The sequence below is a fragment of the Bradyrhizobium iriomotense genome, assembly GCF_018130765.1.
GTDB lineage: Bacteria > Pseudomonadota > Alphaproteobacteria > Rhizobiales > Xanthobacteraceae > Bradyrhizobium > Bradyrhizobium iriomotense_A.
This window is the reverse complement of the sequence record NZ_JAFCJZ010000005.1, coordinates 1-16,596: the sequence shown is the minus strand read 5'-3', so window position 1 is coordinate 16,596 and position 16,596 is coordinate 1. Positions and strand designations below refer to the sequence as shown.

17 protein-coding genes and 1 pseudogene are annotated in these 16,596 nt (G+C 63.5%); 9 read left to right on the top strand and 9 right to left on the bottom strand.

Annotated features, from left to right (window positions below):
• Nucleotides 1–25: 25 nt before the first annotated feature.
• A complete protein-coding gene (locus JQ635_RS11015; RefSeq protein WP_100232835.1) occupies nucleotides 26–382 on the bottom strand; it encodes a hypothetical protein in 357 nt (118 codons plus the stop codon).
• Nucleotides 383–576: 194 nt separating this feature from the next.
• On the opposite strand from JQ635_RS11015, the gene JQ635_RS11010 reads away from it, so the two are divergent.
• The 3 genes from JQ635_RS11010 (at nucleotide 577) to JQ635_RS11000 (ending at nucleotide 2,089) form a co-directional block, all read left to right on the top strand.
• On the top strand, nucleotides 577–1,041 hold the full coding sequence (locus JQ635_RS11010; RefSeq protein WP_211409890.1) for a hypothetical protein: 465 nt from the start codon (nucleotides 577–579) through the stop codon (nucleotides 1,039–1,041).
• 380 nt (nucleotides 1,042–1,421) lie between these two features.
• Entirely contained in the window at nucleotides 1,422–1,607 is a 186-nt protein-coding gene (locus JQ635_RS11005; RefSeq protein WP_018644785.1) for a hypothetical protein, read from the top strand.
• A 140-nt stretch (nucleotides 1,608–1,747) separates the two neighbouring features.
• Nucleotides 1,748–2,089, top strand: a complete 342-nt coding sequence (locus JQ635_RS11000; RefSeq protein ID WP_211409889.1) for a phasin — start codon at nucleotides 1,748–1,750, stop codon at nucleotides 2,087–2,089.
• 310 nt (nucleotides 2,090–2,399) lie between these two features.
• Here the strand turns inward: JQ635_RS11000 and JQ635_RS10995 are convergent, their stop codons facing one another.
• The 4 genes from JQ635_RS10995 to JQ635_RS10980 form a co-directional block, all read right to left on the bottom strand.
• A complete protein-coding gene (locus JQ635_RS10995) occupies nucleotides 2,400–2,720 on the bottom strand; it encodes a c-type cytochrome (RefSeq protein ID WP_211409888.1) in 321 nt (106 codons plus the stop codon).
• A gap of 34 nt (nucleotides 2,721–2,754) precedes the next feature.
• Nucleotides 2,755–2,916 carry a hypothetical protein gene (locus JQ635_RS10990; RefSeq protein ID WP_211409887.1) on the bottom strand — a complete coding sequence of 54 codons (162 nt, stop codon included), beginning with the start codon at nucleotides 2,914–2,916 and terminating at the stop codon, nucleotides 2,755–2,757.
• A gap of 77 nt (nucleotides 2,917–2,993) precedes the next feature.
• Nucleotides 2,994–3,824, bottom strand: coding sequence for an alpha/beta fold hydrolase (locus JQ635_RS10985; protein WP_211409886.1), 831 nt, complete (start codon nucleotides 3,822–3,824; stop codon nucleotides 2,994–2,996).
• Between the two features lie 150 nt (nucleotides 3,825–3,974).
• Nucleotides 3,975–5,771: a ShlB/FhaC/HecB family hemolysin secretion/activation protein gene (locus JQ635_RS10980; protein ID WP_211409885.1), complete on the bottom strand. Its 1,797-nt coding sequence runs from the start codon at nucleotides 5,769–5,771 to the stop codon at nucleotides 3,975–3,977.
• Nucleotides 5,772–5,901: 130 nt separating this feature from the next.
• On the opposite strand from JQ635_RS10980, the gene JQ635_RS10975 reads away from it, so the two are divergent.
• Nucleotides 5,902–7,110, top strand: coding sequence for a FecR family protein (locus JQ635_RS10975; protein WP_211409884.1), 1,209 nt, complete (start codon nucleotides 5,902–5,904; stop codon nucleotides 7,108–7,110).
• 62 nt (nucleotides 7,111–7,172) lie between these two features.
• Nucleotides 7,173–9,914, top strand: a complete 2,742-nt coding sequence (locus JQ635_RS10970) for an EAL domain-containing protein (RefSeq protein WP_211409883.1) — start codon at nucleotides 7,173–7,175, stop codon at nucleotides 9,912–9,914.
• Nucleotides 9,915–9,937: 23 nt separating this feature from the next.
• Here JQ635_RS10970 and JQ635_RS10965 read toward each other — a convergent pair whose 3' ends face one another.
• A complete protein-coding gene (locus JQ635_RS10965; protein ID WP_211409882.1) occupies nucleotides 9,938–10,198 on the bottom strand; it encodes a hypothetical protein in 261 nt (86 codons plus the stop codon).
• A gap of 257 nt (nucleotides 10,199–10,455) precedes the next feature.
• Between JQ635_RS10965 and rocF the strand changes: the two genes are divergently transcribed.
• Nucleotides 10,456–11,433, top strand: coding sequence for an arginase (gene rocF, locus JQ635_RS10960; protein WP_211409881.1), 978 nt, complete (start codon nucleotides 10,456–10,458; stop codon nucleotides 11,431–11,433).
• 1 nt (nucleotide 11,434) lies between these two features.
• On the opposite strand, the gene JQ635_RS39205 is transcribed toward rocF, so the two are convergent.
• Nucleotides 11,435–11,569 (bottom strand): hypothetical protein, encoded by a 135-nt coding sequence (locus JQ635_RS39205; protein ID WP_283826559.1) that lies wholly within the window; start codon nucleotides 11,567–11,569, stop codon nucleotides 11,435–11,437.
• Between the two features lie 29 nt (nucleotides 11,570–11,598).
• On the opposite strand from JQ635_RS39205, the pseudogene soxC reads away from it, so the two are divergent.
• The 3 genes and pseudogenes from soxC to JQ635_RS10945 all read left to right on the top strand — a co-directional run bounded on the left by soxC (nucleotide 11,599) and on the right by JQ635_RS10945 (nucleotide 13,749).
• Nucleotides 11,599–12,832 (top strand): annotated as a pseudogene (gene soxC / locus JQ635_RS10955) (sulfite dehydrogenase).
• Nucleotides 12,819–13,361, top strand: coding sequence for a c-type cytochrome (locus tag JQ635_RS10950; protein WP_211409880.1), 543 nt, complete (start codon nucleotides 12,819–12,821; stop codon nucleotides 13,359–13,361). The pseudogene soxC and the gene JQ635_RS10950 overlap by 14 nt, the downstream one beginning before the upstream one ends.
• Before the next feature lie 106 nt (nucleotides 13,362–13,467).
• The gene (locus JQ635_RS10945; protein WP_211409879.1) at nucleotides 13,468–13,749 is read left to right on the top strand and encodes a hypothetical protein; all 282 of its coding nucleotides are present in this window, start codon (nucleotides 13,468–13,470) and stop codon (nucleotides 13,747–13,749) included.
• A 6-nt stretch (nucleotides 13,750–13,755) separates the two neighbouring features.
• Here JQ635_RS10945 and JQ635_RS10940 read toward each other — a convergent pair whose 3' ends face one another.
• Both JQ635_RS10940 and JQ635_RS10935 read right to left on the bottom strand, forming a co-directional pair.
• Nucleotides 13,756–14,970 (bottom strand): mandelate racemase/muconate lactonizing enzyme family protein, encoded by a 1,215-nt coding sequence (locus JQ635_RS10940; protein WP_211409878.1) that lies wholly within the window; start codon nucleotides 14,968–14,970, stop codon nucleotides 13,756–13,758.
• Nucleotides 14,971–15,091: 121 nt separating this feature from the next.
• Nucleotides 15,092–16,378, bottom strand: a complete 1,287-nt coding sequence (locus JQ635_RS10935) for an NRAMP family divalent metal transporter (RefSeq protein ID WP_211409877.1) — start codon at nucleotides 16,376–16,378, stop codon at nucleotides 15,092–15,094.
• Nucleotides 16,379–16,596: the final 218 nt, after the last annotated feature.

The window sequence follows — 16,596 nt, the reverse complement described above, 5'->3', positions numbered from 1 at the left end:
GGCCGCAGGCGCGCCTGTCTACCGCTTACGGATGAGGTACAATCTGGTAGGGCGTCGTGTAGGGCTCGACACGGAGCGAGGCGTTGGCCAACAGCCCGATCTTGGCGGTCGGCGCCTGCTGCAATTCGCCGTTCGGGCCGCGATGCACGTTGTATTGCCAGACGGTAAGGTCGCCCTTCTGCGCCAGCGCGTGCGCAACGGCGCTCGCATCATTGCCGCCGAGCGCCTGAAGCTCCTCCGCAGACAGTCCGACGACGATTTCGTCCTTGATGGTGACGATCTTGAACAGGTTCATCTTGGTCTCCTGCGCCCATGCGCCTTGGATCGAGAGGGTGAGAAGCGCGACCGCGGCGCCCTTGATGAGATCGCAGCGAGAAAGCATGCCGTCGTCCTTGTGCTGAGGCGCGCCCGAATCAATCAGTCCATCAGCCATGGCGCCCGTGATCTGCGTGGCCGTTTCGCAAACGCTTGGTCGCTCGATCCTAGACAACGGTTCACGGGCGGAGATATCGCCGGGCGCGATGAACCTTGAAGCAAAGAGGCGAGTCCAAGCCAAAGACTCAAGGGGATACCTGGATGAAATTCGCCGGAACTGTTTGCCTTCTCGTCGCTGTCGGCACCGCGGGTACTGCTGCGGCCGCAGATCCCTTTTACATCGGCACCTGGACATTCACGGCCGCCGTGGTCGCGCCGTGGGCCGACCCGCAGCGCAAGCCTGACGGCACCGAGCGGGAGCGGCTGATGGGCAAGGCGGTCGTCCTGAAGGCGAACGGCATCTCGGGGCCGCGCCCCTTTGCCTGTGCCAAGCCGCAGTACAAGTTGGCCGATTATGGCCCCGATATGATCTTCCAGGGCGCATTCGACGAGATGCAGCGTGGCGACAAGAAGGCCGACCCGAAGGCGCTCGCCGCCTCGCTCGGCTTTACCGGCGCGTCAATCAAGACCTTGGAAACCGGCTGTGAGATCGACGTTCATTTCGTCGACGATACAACCGTCGAGGTGGGACTCAACAATTACGTGTATACGCTGAAGAAGCGCTAGACGCCTCCGTCAATGCCCATTCACACCTGAAACAACGCGAAATGTAGTGCGGGTTGACAGCAATCGGTGCTGCGTGCGTGATTTAATGCAGCTTCTTGACGCAGGTGGGTGACGACGGCTCATATTCCTGTTATCCGGAATTGCGGTGGAGCGATGCAGGCGAAGCATCGCCAAGCCGGTGGGTTGGGCTTGCCGGATGGGTTGTTCCTTGGCATAATTGCAACCTCATCGGTTGAGCCCGGATGTGTCGTTGAGGGTACTAACCTGCCGGGCCCTCCGCCCGAGAGTGCGTGCTCGCCATGGCGTCCGGTTGTGGTGTTCGGCTCTGGCGTGGACCCCGATGTCAGTTCAGGAAGGCCGATGCTTGTCATAGGTGCGAGATGAAGAACCTCAACTTCGCGGCTGAACTGCACCTCAAGCTCGGCGCGCCTGCGACCGGCACCGTCGAAAGCCTGCGCCTGCTCCGCGCTTTTCTGAAGCTCGCGCCTCGACAGCGCTTCGAGGTGATCAAACTCGTTGAAGACCTCGCCACCGAAGAAGCCCTTCCCGAACACCCCCTGTCCTGACCCGGACCGCCTGTCTCACGCCTTTTTCCTCCCTTTCCTGCCCAGCCAGGCCACCCGGGGGGTGTTTGCCCCGGTGTTCGCTGCTGGAAGGCGGTCGGGCAAGTGTGGTATTCAGTCAAGAAAAAGGGAGGAGTGCGACCATGATCGAACCGAAGCTCGAAGTTCCGGCCGAACTGCGCGACTTGGCCGAGAGGACAATTGACCAAGCAGAAAAAGCATTCGGCATGTTTTTCGAAGCCGCCACGAAATCGATGACGTCCGTTCCGGGAGCCGGGACGGACGTGTCGAAGCAGGCGCTTGCTTTCACCGAGCAGAATATGAAGTCGGCATTCGAGCATGCACGCAAGCTCGTGCATGCCACCGACCTTCAGGAAGCGATGCGGATCCAGTCCGATTTCCTGCGCAGCCAGTTCACCAGCGCCGGAGATCACATGCGCCAGATGACCGGCAGTCTCATGCAGTCGGGCAAGGGTAAATCCTGATTCCCGGCCTGTGTGCCAGCTGCCTACAAATTGATCTTGCGCGGCATGAAGATCCGCATTTCGATGCTTGGCGCAGGTCCATGATGGGCCACCGAATGATGTCTCATTCGCCGTCCATCATCCTTTCTGCTGATCCCTGTCGGTCCTCCGGCAGGGATTTGCATTTGTGCCAGGTGTCGCGATCGGCCTGCGCTGCCAGGCACGATGAGATTGAGAGGAACCATCCTCGCGGCTTAGGCTGTTGCTCGATCTTTCCGGAAAACCGCTCCGCACTTTGCGCTAACGCGGCCCTTGGGGGCCGGATCATGCCCTAGGGACGCAGCGATCCGATATAGGCCGCGATGTCGCCAGCTTCGATCCGGCTCAGGGGAAAGTTCGGCATCTTCGGATGCGGGTCGAGCAGGAAAAAGGCGAGCTTCTCCGAACTGAAATCCGGCCGTCGTGCAACGGAAGCAAAGGAGGGCACGTCGGCGCTGGCTGTCGCCTGGCCGTTGGCCACGACATGGCAGCTTGCGCACCAGCGCTTGGCGAGGTCGGCACCGTGACCGGCATCGGCGGCCAGAACAGAGGACGTGCCTAGGCTCGAGGTCACTGCGAGCAGCAGGCAAATTCGTCTCAAATGCTGGTGCATAAGGCAACCTTCATGCGTTCGCCTGCGGCCGTGCTCATCCACAGCACGATCCCGGAAATTGCGAGAGATCGATGCGGGCGATGATCGACCGCAGCAGCCTGCGGGTCGCACGATAGAGATGCCGTGCGAATGACGGCGTTCTCGTCGCGGGCAGGCCGAGGCCTTTGGTATCGAGACTTTCGGTATAGTGCGACACGTGTCTCTCCGACGCTACATGGCCTTTTTAGCCTGCCGGCCCGGAGCTGCCTTGATCTGTCGCAAGGGCGCTCCCGGCTAATAGTCGCCGGGGTTCATGATCATCGGGCTTTTCGTATCGGCCGGGGCGAGTGCGCTGCTGGCGCTGTCGCGCAGGAAGCGGTCGAGCGTCGCCTGGATCTTCTCCTTGACCGCATCAGGACCACGGTCGCTCATTTCGTTATGCTGCGCACCGGTATGGACGATGTCGATGCCGCGCGCCTTGGCCTCTTCCGGGGTCGGCAACACGCCCGAGTCGGTGAGGAAGTGCGGATCCTTCGAGCGGAACGACAGGATCTTCATGTTGTCGCTGAGGACGAAAGGCACCCGCAGATTGTCGAGCGTGATGACTTTCGACACCAGCTCCGGGTGCTGGTGGGCGACATACATCGAGACGTCGCCGCCGTTGGAATGTCCAACGAGGGTGATGTGGTCGTAGTCCGCGTTTTCCTGCCGCCGCTTCAGTTCGCCCAGGGTGAAGAGGATATTCGCCTCGCAGCGGATGTAGACTTCACGCCGGCCGACATATTGCTGACCGACATGGGTCATCAGCGGCGGGTCGCTCGGCAGGTCCTGCTGGATGCTGGCAACGAGATAGCCGCGCGCTGCGAGCGCGTTGGCGAGGAAGGAATACTCGGTAGCCTTGACGGTATTGCCGTTGCTGATGACGGCAAGCGGTAGCTTCCAGAGACCGAGATTGGCCTTGGTTTCGTAATCGCGTCGCACCGCGATCTCGACCGAGATCGGCCGCTGGCGCGTGGCGTCGAACAGGGTCAAAGTCTCGTGGCGGATCGCGAACCGGCTGACGATGAAATATTCGCCGACACCGAGCACGCCAAAGAACGCCAGGATCGCAAACACCCTCTTCATGATTCCTTCCCAATCACTTTCGGCTGAAAATGGTCATTGGAGCCCCCGGATCGAGCGATCGTGAGCAGGTTACGGGATTAAATTTAGGCAAGTCTGTGCGCAAGACCGCAAAACGGCCGCATGCCGGGTCTGCTGCGCGAAGGAAGCGAGCTACAGGCAGCCGCCCCGGCCGCGCTCGGGGCAGAGCCGAAACGCGCTCGACAGCGTGAACAGGAAGCGCGGGCTGCGGCGTTCATTGTCCGGCGCCCGGTAGCTCAAGGGGACGGCCACGCCGAGATCGGCCTGGAGGTCGTCCCACAGGAAGAAGCGCACACCGGCTCCGGCCGACGTCAGCGAGAGGCCATCGCTCAGCCGGTAACCGTCGTTCCAGACCGCGCCGGCGTCGCCGAAGGCGTAGAGCTGATAGCCGCTCCAGTAGCGGAAATTGAGCTTCTGGTCGAAGCGCAGCTCGAGCGAGCCGGCAAGACCGTTGTCGCCGCTGATCTCGGCGGCGCCATAGCCCCGGCCGAAGGCCGCGCCGCCGAGGTAGAATTGCTGCGAGGTGAACAACGGCCGCGATGCCGTCTGGCTCGCCGCGGAAAGCTTGAGCGACCAGGCGTCGTTGAGCGCCTGGTAGCGGGTGAACCAGAGGTTCAGCACCGAGAAGTTCGACGATGCGCCGTCGCGCGACAACAAATCGTCGTCGAAATGCGAGGCGCCGAAGACGTCGAGGCCCTGGCGGTAGGTCACCGTCGCAAAATTGGTGCCGCCGAAGCGATCCTGGAGGCGGTAGTCGGCGGTCAGGCTCGCGGTCCTGATGTGGTCGTTGTACCAGGGGCCGTACAGGTCGTGCTCGGACACGTTGCTGAAGGTCCCGGCCAGGGTCAGCGTCAGTGCCGAGGCTTGCGACATGAAGGGCACGGTGCTTGCCCGCACCTCGAAAGCCTCGGTCGTGGTGATATCGCTGTCGAGCCGACGGGCGTCGCCCGGCCGGACCGCGCTGTAGAGGACGGACACGCCGAGCCGCACGCCGTCGACGCCGACGGGCGCGTCATAGGACAGCCGGGCAAAGCCGAGTTCGCGCGGGTCGTTGGCAATGGTCGACAGGTTGACCGCCAGCGTATCGCCGGGTGTGAGATAGGAGTTGAACGCGCCCGTCGCGTAGCTCTGCCACGGACCGACGGAGGATGAGCCCAGATTGTCCAGGCCGAACGACGTGAAAACGTGCCAAGTCTTCAAATAGACAACGAGGCGGAAGCGGCCGGTGGCACCGCCAATCTCCTCCAGCGCGGTATCGGTGATCCGGACGCCGGGCCTGCCGCTGATGAGGAAGAGCTGGCGTTCGAGCGTTGCCAGCCGCGACGGCTGCTCGGCGAGAACCGGCCCGAGCATCGGCCTTATGCCGAACTGCTCGGCGCCGTCGCCCTTCAGCTCAGCCTGCACGATGGCGCCTTCGATCACCTGGATCCGGACGCGCCCATCGGCAATGTCTTGCGGCGGCACGATGGCCCGGCTGAGATGGAAACCATCGGCGCGGTAGAGGTCGCTGATTGCGCCGGCGATCGCGGCGAGATCCGCCTGTGAGACCTTCTTGCCGAGATAGGGTTGATAGACCGCGGTGATACGATCGCGAGGGACGGCTTGAGCGCCGGTGACGCTGACGTCGCGCAGCGCAAATTGGGGCTTGGTGTCGCCGCCGGTGTTGGTTGGGCTGACGGGCGGAAGCTTGACCGGGGGACGATTCAGAGTTTCCCGCTCGGTTTGGTTTTCAAAGTATTTCTCGGGCTGGCGCGGATCAAAACCCGGCTGGTTCGCCTGTTGTGCGAATGCCTGCGGGACTCCCGCAAAAGTCGGTACCAACAATGCCAGTGCGGTAATGAGATGCCGCCTCCCAACGCGCGCAACAAACCTGTCTCCGTAGTTTGACGGAGCGATTGCCACGGGGCGGTAAGGGATCGTTAGCCGCATGATTTTTCATAGGTTTTTATGGTCAATGATTGGTTAATGCGGCAGTTCCACTGACCTCTTCCTGCTAATCCTCTCTTGAGTGATTTCGGATACGCCTCGGGCCCGGCTGTAACGGGGACTGAGAATCGTCATGCTCGGCAGAATTGGAATGCGGTGCGCCTTCATGGCGGCGCTGGCCCTGGGAACGGCTTCCGGCGCGTTCGCCGGGGACGATGGCGTCTGGTCGGTCAGCAAGGCCACCGGCGAGGTTTGGGTCGCGACCGATGGCGCGCAACAGGTCTCGCTGAACCAGGAAGAGACTCTCAAGCCCGGCAATACCATTCGCACCGGACGCAATGGCCGGGTGCTGCTCGTCCGCGGTGAAGAGACGATCCTGATCTCGCCCAATTCCGTTGTCGGCTTGCCGGCCGAGAAGAAGGACGGGCTCTCGACCACCATCATCCAGCGGGCGGGTTCGATCCTGCTCGAAGTCGAGAAGCGCAACGTCAAGCATTTCGAGGTCGAGACGCCCTATCTCGCCGCTGTCGTCAAGGGAACGCAGTTCAGCGTCACGGTGGGTGCGGGCAGCACCAAGGTCGGGGTGCTGCGCGGCCAGGTCGAAGTCTCCGACTTCAAGACCGGACAGATCGCGCAAGTCATGCCGGGACAAGCGGCCACCGCCTTCGAGCATGGCAAGCCAGGCCTCAGCCTGAGCGGCTCCGGCACCTTCAATCCGATCGAGCATGGCAAGCCGCGCGCCTCGACGATCGAGCGAATTCCCGTGCCGAAATCGGGATTGTCGGCGCCGCGCAACGCGGCGAATGGTCATGCCATCCATGCGCTCGGTCCGATCGACAAGGGGACCAAGGCAGTGGGCGCGTCGATGCAATCGCATCAGGCGGCCGGAGGTCAAGCGCCGAAGGCCGGCGTCGTGCGCATCTCGAGCTCGCTCGGCGAGGTCAAGCTGAACGTCCACAAGGTCACGAATGGCCTCGCTCACGGAGCCGTGGCAACGGGGCGCGTGCGCAACGCGCACGCCAGCACCGGTGCCAGCACAGCTACGGTGTGGAGCGACAACTCGTCGAACACCACCACCACAGCCTCCAACAGCTCCACCGTGACAGCGGTCACCGCGAGCAGCAGCGCATCAACGGCCAGCGCCGCATCGACGTCGTCGAGTGCGACGACGACCGTTGCAACCACCGCCGGGTCGAGCAGCAATGTGTCCACCGGAACTTCCGGGACCGGAAGCAGTGGGACGGGTGCGACCGGCAATGGAAGCGGCGGCACCGGCAACAATGGTAACAGCGGCAATAACGGCCACCATCATGGTTGGTACTGGGGCAGAGGCCATCATTAGGACCGTGCAGTCGGCATAGGGGGAGCGCGCGGCGGCAAGCACCGCCGGTGCAGGGGAGCAAAGTGAAACGTTATCGGCCGCATATTCTTGTCGTGATCGCGTTGGCGGTCGTGCTGTCCACGGGGTGGCATGCTTCGCTTCGCAATGCGCTCACCGATCTGCGGTTCGCCTGGCAGTCGCGTGCGGCGAGCGGCAATGTCGTCGTGGTCGCCATCGACGCGCCCTCGATCGACCAGATCGGGGTGTGGCCCTGGCCGCGCCGACTCCACGCTGAACTGTTGCACAGGCTCGAAGCGGCCGGCGCGCAGGACGTCGCGTTCGACGTCGATTTCAGCACGCCGTCGGATGCGGCCTCCGACGAGGCCTTCGTCAAGGCGCTTCGGGACGTCGGCGGTTCGACGATCCTGCCGTCCTTCAGGCAACCGACGGCAAATGGTGGCGCGGTTCACCTCAATCGCCCCCTGAAGCCGTTCGGCAACCAGTCGTGGCCAGCCCTCGTCAATGTCGCGGTCGAATTCGACGGACTGGTTCGTCGTTATCCGTTCGGTGAGAAATTCGGCGATGCCTTGATGCCGTCCATGGCCGTCGTGCTCGCCGGACAGGACGCCAACCGGCGGCCGCCCTTCCTGATCGACTTCAGTATTCAGGCGGCGTCCATTCCGCGCGTATCCTATGTCGACGTGATCCGTGGCGACACTGCGAGTCTCGACAAGCTGAGGGACAAGAAGATCATCGTCGGCGCCACGGCGCTCGAGCTCGGCGACCGGTTCAGCGTTCCAAACGGCGGCATCGTCTCGGGGCCCGTTCTTCAGGCATTGGCGGCAGAATCGATCCTGCAAAATCGGACGCTGCGCTGGACCTCCGACATCGGCATGATCCTGGGCCTCGGCGCGATCTGCCTGATGATGATGTATTCGTGGCGCCGCTTGGCGCCGGGATTGCGCGTCGCAATCCTCGTCGCAGCCGGGGCGGCTGTCGAACTGACCGCGGTCTTCGTGCAGGCAAGATGGCCCCTCGTCATCGACACGTCGCTGTTCCACATCGCGATCATCGCTTACCTGACGGCGATCGCACTGGACGAGATCGACTTCCGTAGTCTCCTGGGACGCATTGCCGAGAGCCGCTTTCATCGCATCGCGATGTCGCTCGGCGATGGCCTCGTCTGCACAGATGAGGATCATCGGATCACGGTCTGGAACCCCGGTGCGAGCGCGATCTTCGGCTACATGCCAGCCGAGATCATCGGCCGCCCGTTCGAAACGCTTTGTGCTGTACCGGCGGACGGCAACGCGAGGCCGTCCATGGGCGACGCCGCCCGCCAGGCGCTGCTGGTCCCCGGCGGGGCCGTTGTCGTCGAGTTCGAAGGCCGGCGCAAGAATGGTGAGACCTTCCCGGTCGAGGCGAGCTTCTCCGGCTGCCAGGGAACGGACGGCTTCCAGTACGGCGCGATCCTGCGCGACATCTCGGTCCGCAAGCGCGAGGCCGAACGCGTCAGGTACCTGGCTGAACATGATGCGCTGACGGGGCTTGCCAATCGCAACATGCTGCATGCGGGCCTCACCGGTCTGATCACCGCGGCGGAGCGGCGGTCTTCCGAGGTCGCGCTGCTCGTGCTCGGGCTCGACGGCTTCCAGCAGATCAACGACATGCTCGGACATTCGGCCGGCGACCTCGTGCTGCGGGCTGTTGCCGAGCGACTTCGTACCAAAGTCGACGGCAAGGCGATCATTGCCCGGCTCAGTGGTGACGAATTCGCGATCGCGCTCGACTGTGCGGAAGCCGGCGAGCCGATTGCGGAATTCGCCGGTCGGATCGCTCGCGCGTTCGAAGCGCCGCTTGGAACGGGCACACGACAGCATCGCGTTCGGATCAGCCTCGGCGTTGCCGTCTATCCTGACGGTGGACACAACGCCGACGATCTCCTGAGCAACGGCCATCTGGCGTTGAGCCGCGCGAAGGCGACGCGACGTGGCAGCCACGTGATCTTCGAGAGCGCGATCAGGCAGGAGCTGGAGAACCGGCTGACGCTGGAGAGCGAATTGGCGCTTGCCGCGGATCGCGGCGAGTTCGAGCTGTTCTACCAGCCTCAGGTCCGCCTGGTCGACGGCAGCCTGCTCGGAGCCGAAGCGCTCATCCGTTGGCGGCATCCCGTGCGCGGTTACGTTTCGCCCGGCGAGTTCATGCCGGTGGTCAATACCTCGGCGCTATCGGAGCGGATCGCGAACTGGGTGATGGAAACCGCCTGTCGGCAGGCGCGTGCGTGGGAATTGTCCGGCAACAGCGTACGCGTTGCGATCAATCTCTCGCCTTCTCAGCTCGAATCCGGCGATCTCGCACATTCGGTTGCGGCGTTGCTCGAAGCGACGGGATTGACGCCGTCGCTGCTCGAGCTCGAGGTCACCGAAGATATCCTGCTGCACGACGAAGGCCGCGTGCTGGACATGTTCAAGCGGATTCAGCAGCTCGGCGTGCGCGTCCTGTTCGACGATTTTGGCACCGGCTATGCGAGCCTGAGCTATCTCAAGAAGTTTCCGCTCGACGGGCTCAAGATCGACCGGTCGTTCGTGCTCGATCTGCTCACCGATTCCGACGACGCCGCGATCGTCGGCTCGACCATCGGCCTCAGCAAACAGCTCGGGCTCACGGTCGTTGCCGAAGGCATCGAGAACAGGGCCACGGCCGATTTTCTCGTCAGCATGGGGTGCGCGGAAGGACAGGGGTATTTCTTCGGCCGTCCGATGCCGGCGGAAGCATTTGATCGGCAGTTCCTGGCGACCGAGAAGGTTACGATCAGCGCCGCCTAGTCGGCGCATATCCGGTAAGCTCGCTAACGCCGGCGCGCCACCGCCACGCCGAACAGGAAGGCCACAAAGAGACTGGCCAAGGGCGCTTCACGCGTGATGGCCGCGACGGTCGCGAGCGGCCGGCCGGGCTTACGTGCCTCTTCGATCGCCAGGGTGAGGCGATCGACCGCGGCGTGCAGGCCGCCGACGACCTCGCCGATCGTGCGGGATACGTCGGTCGCGGCATCGATGGCGCGTTCCGCCACGCTGGGCTGGGGATTGGGCTGCGGTATCTCCGTGCTCAAGCTTGCGACCTCCAGACCCGACGAAGCGATGGAGGCCGGCACCTTTGGCTATCCGCGCGAGCGCTCGTTCTGAACAGCGGGTCTGACGACCTTTGGCTATCCGCGACAGGCGCCGTAATTGACGGCGGGCACCGGCCTTGGATGGGCAATTCGGCGCGCGGGGTTTTGTTCCAGCCGAGGCGGGACGATCCCCGTGAAACGACGGATGCGAATCTCTGTTAGGCTGGCGGCAGCCTTGCTGATCACAGGAGACCGCCGTGACCGATCGGACCATGACGGATCGAGCCCGGCGCATCGCCTTGCTCGGTGCTCCCATCGACATGGGCGCCTCGCAGCGCGGCACCCTGATGGGCCCCGCGGCGCTGCGCACCGCGGGCCTTGCGACATTGCTCGAGAGCCTGGATCTTGAAGTCGTCGATTACGGCGATCTCTCCGTGGCCGAGGTCACGGATCTCGCCGACAGACCGCCCGAAAAGGCCAACCACTACCGCGAAATCCAGCGCTGGACGCGCGTGCTGAGCCGCAGAGGCTATGACATCGCGAAAACCGGTGCGCTTCCGATCTTCCTCGGCGGCGATCACACGCTGTCGATGGGCTCGGTCAATGCCATGGCGCGCCACTGGCAGGAGCGCGGACGGGAGCTTTTCGTGCTCTGGCTGGACGCGCATGCCGACTACAATACGCCGGAGACGACGATCACGGCGAACATGCACGGCATGTCGGCGGCGTTTCTGTGTGGCGAGCCGGGTCTCGATGGCCTGCTCGGCGATGACCCGCGTGCGTCGATCGATCCTGATAGACTCGATCTGTTCGGCGCGCGTTCGATCGACAAGCTCGAAAAGGAGCTGATGCGTTCGCGCCGGATCAGGGTTGTCGACATGCGCCAGATCGATGAATTCGGTGTTGCCGTGCTGATCCGGCGCGTCATCGAGCGCGTCAAGGCGTGCAACGGCGTGCTGCATGTCAGCTTCGACGTCGACTTCCTCGACCCCTGCGTTGCGCCGGGCGTCGGGACAACAGTGCCGGGCGGGGCGACCTATCGTGAGGCACATCTGATCATGGAGCTGCTGCACGATTCCGGCGTGGTGGGATCGGTCGACATCGTCGAGCTCAATCCCTTCCTCGACGAGCGTGGCCGGACCGCGCGCACGGCGGTCGAACTGATCGGCAGCCTGTTCGGGCAGCAGATCACCGACCGGCCCACGCCGAGCAACGCGATTGCTCCGGGCGAGTGAATCATGCCGGGCAGTGTTTGTGCGCTGCAAGGAAAGGAACTGCTCCAGCAGCCGGGCGATTTAGATCAGCTTTGATCGAAATCGCCTGCTTTTGAAACGGCTGCGAATTGCAAATGCCGCCGTCGGACTGTTTCATGCGGGCTCAGCGCCAGCCGAGGGGCCGCAATGAACAGCACGACCGATCCCGACAATGATTCCGTGGCGACGACACGCCGTCGCTTCCTGACAGCCGGCACCGCTGCGGCGGGAGGCGTTGTTCTCGGAGCAGGCGCTTCCGTTGCCGCAGAGGCGGATAATTTTCCGCCCAACGTTCCTGAATGGATGAAGGCGCCGGGCGAGCCAACCGGAGGTCAGCCCTACGGCACGCCGTCGCCGTTCGAGAAGGGCGTCGTCAGGAACATCTCGAAGACTCTCAAGCAATACATCTCCGCGTCCAGCCGGACGCCCTTGCAGGAGCTTGACGGCATGCGGTGTTCCGACTATCGACCCCGCGCAGCACCGGCTGATGCTGCATGGGCTGGTCGAACGTCCCCTGGTCTTCACGATGGACGATCTCCGGCGCTTTCCGTCGGAGTCGCGCATCCACTTTCTCGAATGCTCCGGCAATCCCGGCTACACCAAGCCCTATGGCAAGACGGCTTCGGACCTCGTGGGTCTCGTGAGTTGTGCCGAATGGACCGGCGTGAGCCTGAAGCGGGTGCTTCAGGAGGCCGGGCTGAAGGCAGAAGCCAAATGGGTGGTCGCGGAAGGGGCGGATGCGGCTGCGCTGACGCGAAGTATCCCGATCGAGAAATGTCTCGAGGACGCGATGCTGGTCTACAGCCAGAACGGCGAGCGGCTCCGTCCGCAACAAGGCTATCCGCTGCGGCTGCTCCTGCCGGGATTCGAGGGCAATATGAGCGTGAAATGGCTGCGTCGCCTGCATGTGACCACGGAGCCGGTTTATTCGCGTGAGGAAACGTCGAAATATACCGACCTCCTGCCCGACGGCACGGCGCGAGAATTCTCCTTCTACATGGAAGCCAAGTCGATCATCACCCGTCCCTCCGGCGGTCAGCGTCTGAGCGCGCCGGGCTTTCATGAGATCACGGGTATCGCCTGGAGCGGGCACGGCAAGATCGCGCGCGTCCAGGTGTCCGTCGACGATGGGAAGAGCTGGCAGGAGGCTCGTTTGCAGGAGCCGGTGCTGACGCGTGCCCTGACGCGCTTCCGTCTGCCGTGGCGATGGGACGGCAAGCCCGCCGTGATTCAGAGCCGAGCGATCGACGAGACTGGCTACGTGCAGCCGACCCTGGCCGAGTTGCTCGCGGTGCGCGGAGAAAACTATTTCTACCACAACAACGCGATCTGGCCCTGGCGCATCGCGGCCGATGGCGAGGTGACCAATGCGCTGGCGTGAGATTTGCGGGATCCTCTCCGCAATCGTGCTGTGTGCCTTCTCGAACGAAGCGCAGGCGCAGAGTCTGTATGGCATCGGCCGACCAGCAACAGCCGCCGAGGTTGCGGGGTGGAATATCGATATCGGACGCGACGGCAGTAATCTTCCTGAGGGAAGCGGCTCGGTCAGCCACGGACGTGAGGTGTTCGCCCAGCAATGCGCCTCGTGCCACGGCGAGAAGGGCGAGGGCGGTTTGGGCGATCGGCTCGCCGGCGGGCAGGGCACGATCGGAACGGCCAAACCGATCCGCACAGTCGGCAGCTACTGGCCCTATGCACCGACATTGTTCGACTACATCCGTCGCGCCATGCCGCAGAACGCGCCGCAGTCGCTGAGTGATGAGGACGTCTATGCGGTGTCCGCTTTTATCCTGAACCTGAACGGGCTGGTGGGAGCGGATGCGATCCTCGATGCGAAATCGTTGGCCGCGGTGAAGATGCCGAACCGCGACAGATTCGTCGGCGATGCTCGCCCGGATGTGAAACGATGAACAGATCAAGTTCCGAAGGTTTGGCGTGGAACTTGCTTAAGTCGAACGGGGGAACTCCGAGGGGCGCAATTGAATTAACCTGCGATAGGAAAGAAGCGGATCCCTCATGACTGATCGTTTCGCGAACTCCATCTCTACGGCGCTCCGCCATCCCGGCGTGATCGCGCTGATCGTGGCTGGTTTGACGATTGCAGCCATGCTGATCGTCGACCACGGACCGTGGAGCCGCGCCAAGACACAGCCGGCCCATGTCGCGATGTATGCGACGACGGGGGAAGCTGCACGCGCCGCAGGCGCTGCAGTGCTTCCGACCGAACGAAAGTCGCCGATCGAGCCGGCGCGGCCGGGGCCGAAGACATCCCCGACCGTCAATCCCGTGACGCCGTAATCCGCGTCAGCCCTTGCGACCGTAGTTGAGGAGCCCGCCGCTCGTCTTGGGTGGATGGGCACGCAACGCCTCCTCGTTCGGTTCGGTGCCCCAGCCGGGGCGGTCCGGGACGAGGAGATGGCCGTTCTGGATCTCGGGCTCGTGCGTGAACAACTCGCGATCCCAGGACAGACGATCGATGTCGATCTCCATGATGCGCAGGTTGGGCACGGCGGCGCAGAAATGCGCGTTCATCATCGAGCACAGATGGCCGTAGAAATTGTGCGGGGCGACGTTGACCTCGAACGCTTCGGCCGCCGCGGCAATCTTCATCGATTGCCAGACGCCGTTCCAGGGCGTGTCGATGATCGCGACATCCATCGCCTGCTCATGGAAATAGGGCAGGAATTCACGCAAGCCCAGCAGCGTCTCGCACGAGGAGATCGGATGCGGGCTTTGCCTGCGGATGTAGCCGAGCGCCTCCGGATTAAAACTGTCGATCTCGATCCAGAACATGTCGAGGTCCGCGATGGCACGCAGGATCTTCAGGTAGCCCTCGGTCTTGGCGTTGAAGTTGCAGTCGAGCAGGATGTCGACGTCAGGGCCGGCGCCCTCGCGGATCGCTTCCAGATGCATGCGCAGGTCGCGCAGGATTTTCCTGTCGACATTGATCTCCGGCGCAAACGGTGAGCCGAAGCCGGGCCGCCAGCCGGTCGGCTTGCCGTCATCGTAGAAGAAGATGTTGGTCTTGAGCGCGGTGAACTTCTTCTCGCGCACCTCGCCGCCCATCGCCTTGACGCCATCGAGACTCTCGATCGCCGGCTTGTACCAGGATGGGTGATTGATCCGCCACGTCGCGCAATGCGACCAGTACACCCGGACACGATCGCGGATCTTGCCGCCGAGCAACTCGTAGCAGGGCACGCCCAGACACTTCGCCTTGGCATCGAGTAGCGCGTTCTCGATGGCCCCGAGCGCCTGCGCCACCACGCCGCCTGCGGCGGGGCGGGTGGCTGCGAACAGCTCGGCGTAGATGCGCTCGTGCTGGAAAACGTTCTGCCCGATGACGCGGGCGGACAGGCCCTGGATCGCGGCGCCGACTCCGGGTGAGCCAAAGCCCTCATCGAACTCGCTCCAGCCGACGATGCCGTCTTCGGTGGTCAGCTTGACGAAATGGTAGTTTCTCCAGCCGGCATCGCAGGCGAGGATTTCGAGGCTTGTTGCTTTTGACGATTTGGTCATGTTGCTCCCTGTTGCCCCGTCGGGCTTTATTTTTGTTGTGGCGAGGTCGAAAGAGCCGCGCCCTGGTTGCAACTGTTAGGCCAACAACGGACCGGCGTGAAGCCCGCTGTCGCGAGGTTAGTCAGCCAATCATTGAGGAGCCGAGCAGCGCGAGGACGGCCAGCGCCATCAGCGTGGTGCCGAGCCAGCCCAGTGCGATCAGCCACGGCCGGGCCCTGAAGCGGCCCATGATCGTGCGGCTCGAGACGATGCGCATCATCATCGCCATGATCGGCACAGCGACGATGCCGTTGAGCACGGCGCTCCAGACCAGCATGTGCATGGAATCGATGCCGGTGAATCCCAGCCCGAAGCCGATAGCGGTCGCGGCAGCGATGATGGTGTAGAAGCCGACGGCCTCGTCGGGTTTCGCCTCGAGCGTGGCGTGCCAGCGGAAAATCTCGGCAACGCCGTAAGCAGCCGAGCCCGCCAGCACCGGGATCGCGAGCAGGCCCGTGCCGATGATGCCGAGCGCGAACAGGGCAAAAGTGAAATCGCCGGCGAGTGGCCGCAGCGCCTCGGCGGCATCGGTCGCCGAATTGACGTTGGTGACGCCGTTGGCGTGCAGCACCGACGCCGTGGTGAGAATGATGAAGAAGGCGATGCCGTTGGAGAGCAGCATCCCGGCGATGGTATCGGCCCTGATGCGCGCGAGCTCCGGACTGCCGCCGCGCTTCAGTTCGCGAAGCGGCATGTCGCGCTCGCCCTGGTTCATCTCCTCGACCTCCTGCGAGGCCTGCCAGAAGAACAGATAGGGGCTGATGGTGGTGCCGAGCACGGCCACCACCATCATGAAATAGCCGGCACTGACATTCGCCTCCGGCCACACCGCGGCGAGCAGCGCCGTGCTCCACGGGATCTTCACGGTGAAGGCGGTCGCGACATAGGCGAACAGCGCCAAAGTGAGAAATTTCAGCACCGGTGAATAGCGGCGATAGGGCACGAACACCTGGAGCAGGGTCGAGCCGGCCGCGAAGATCAGGGCGTGCTCGTGGTTGAGGCCGCCGATCACGAGGGAGAGCGCCTCGGCCATCGCGGCGATGTCGGCGGCAATGTTGAAGGTGTTCGCGGCGACCAGCATGAAGACGAGCGCCAGCACCGCCCAGCGCGGCGCGATCCGCATCACGTTGGCGGCCAGCCCCTTTCCGGTGACCCGGCCGATCTGCGCGCTGACGAGCTGAATGGCGATCATGAACGGCGTGGTCAGAAACACCGTCCAGAGCAGCCCGTAACCGAATTGCGCGCCGGCCTGCGAATAGGTGGCAATGCCGGAAGGATCGTCGTCGGCCGCCCCCGTGATGAGACCCGGCCCCAGTCTTTTCAGCGGCGTCGAGGCGGATTTCGGCGGGGCGAGGGCGCTGTCGCTCATGAAGGGGTCTCGGGTCTTTCCGGCGTGCCGTCTGAGAAAAAGGGAAGCCGGGAAGAAATGCCGCGGGGGAACGATGGTTCCTGTGGCAGGGGCCAACGGCGGGGCGGCGGGCAATTCCGATTAAGCGAAGCCCGATTTGATCCGTCGAGGCTGGGCAAGAATGTTGCTTTTTGGGAGTTGATGTAGGATTCGTCTTATGGCGAATCGCACTTTCAAGA

Coding starts and splice junctions, on each gene's coding strand:
- JQ635_RS11015 (WP_100232835.1), bottom strand. CDS start 382: ATGCTTTCTCGCTGCGATCTCATCAAGGGCGCCGCGGTCGCGCTTCTC.
- JQ635_RS11010 (WP_211409890.1), top strand. CDS start 577: ATGAAATTCGCCGGAACTGTTTGCCTTCTCGTCGCTGTCGGCACCGCG.
- JQ635_RS11005 (WP_018644785.1), top strand. CDS start 1,422: ATGAAGAACCTCAACTTCGCGGCTGAACTGCACCTCAAGCTCGGCGCG.
- JQ635_RS11000 (WP_211409889.1), top strand. CDS start 1,748: ATGATCGAACCGAAGCTCGAAGTTCCGGCCGAACTGCGCGACTTGGCC.
- JQ635_RS10995 (WP_211409888.1), bottom strand. CDS start 2,720: ATGCACCAGCATTTGAGACGAATTTGCCTGCTGCTCGCAGTGACCTCG.
- JQ635_RS10985 (WP_211409886.1), bottom strand. CDS start 3,824: ATGAAGAGGGTGTTTGCGATCCTGGCGTTCTTTGGCGTGCTCGGTGTC.
- JQ635_RS10980 (WP_211409885.1), bottom strand. CDS start 5,771: ATGCGGCTAACGATCCCTTACCGCCCCGTGGCAATCGCTCCGTCAAAC.
- JQ635_RS10975 (WP_211409884.1), top strand. CDS start 5,902: ATGCTCGGCAGAATTGGAATGCGGTGCGCCTTCATGGCGGCGCTGGCC.
- JQ635_RS39205 (WP_283826559.1), bottom strand. CDS start 11,569: ATGAAACAGTCCGACGGCGGCATTTGCAATTCGCAGCCGTTTCAAAAG.
- JQ635_RS10950 (WP_211409880.1), top strand. CDS start 12,819: ATGCGCTGGCGTGAGATTTGCGGGATCCTCTCCGCAATCGTGCTGTGT.
- JQ635_RS10945 (WP_211409879.1), top strand. CDS start 13,468: ATGACTGATCGTTTCGCGAACTCCATCTCTACGGCGCTCCGCCATCCC.
- JQ635_RS10940 (WP_211409878.1), bottom strand. CDS start 14,970: ATGACCAAATCGTCAAAAGCAACAAGCCTCGAAATCCTCGCCTGCGAT.
- JQ635_RS10935 (WP_211409877.1), bottom strand. CDS start 16,378: ATGAGCGACAGCGCCCTCGCCCCGCCGAAATCCGCCTCGACGCCGCTG.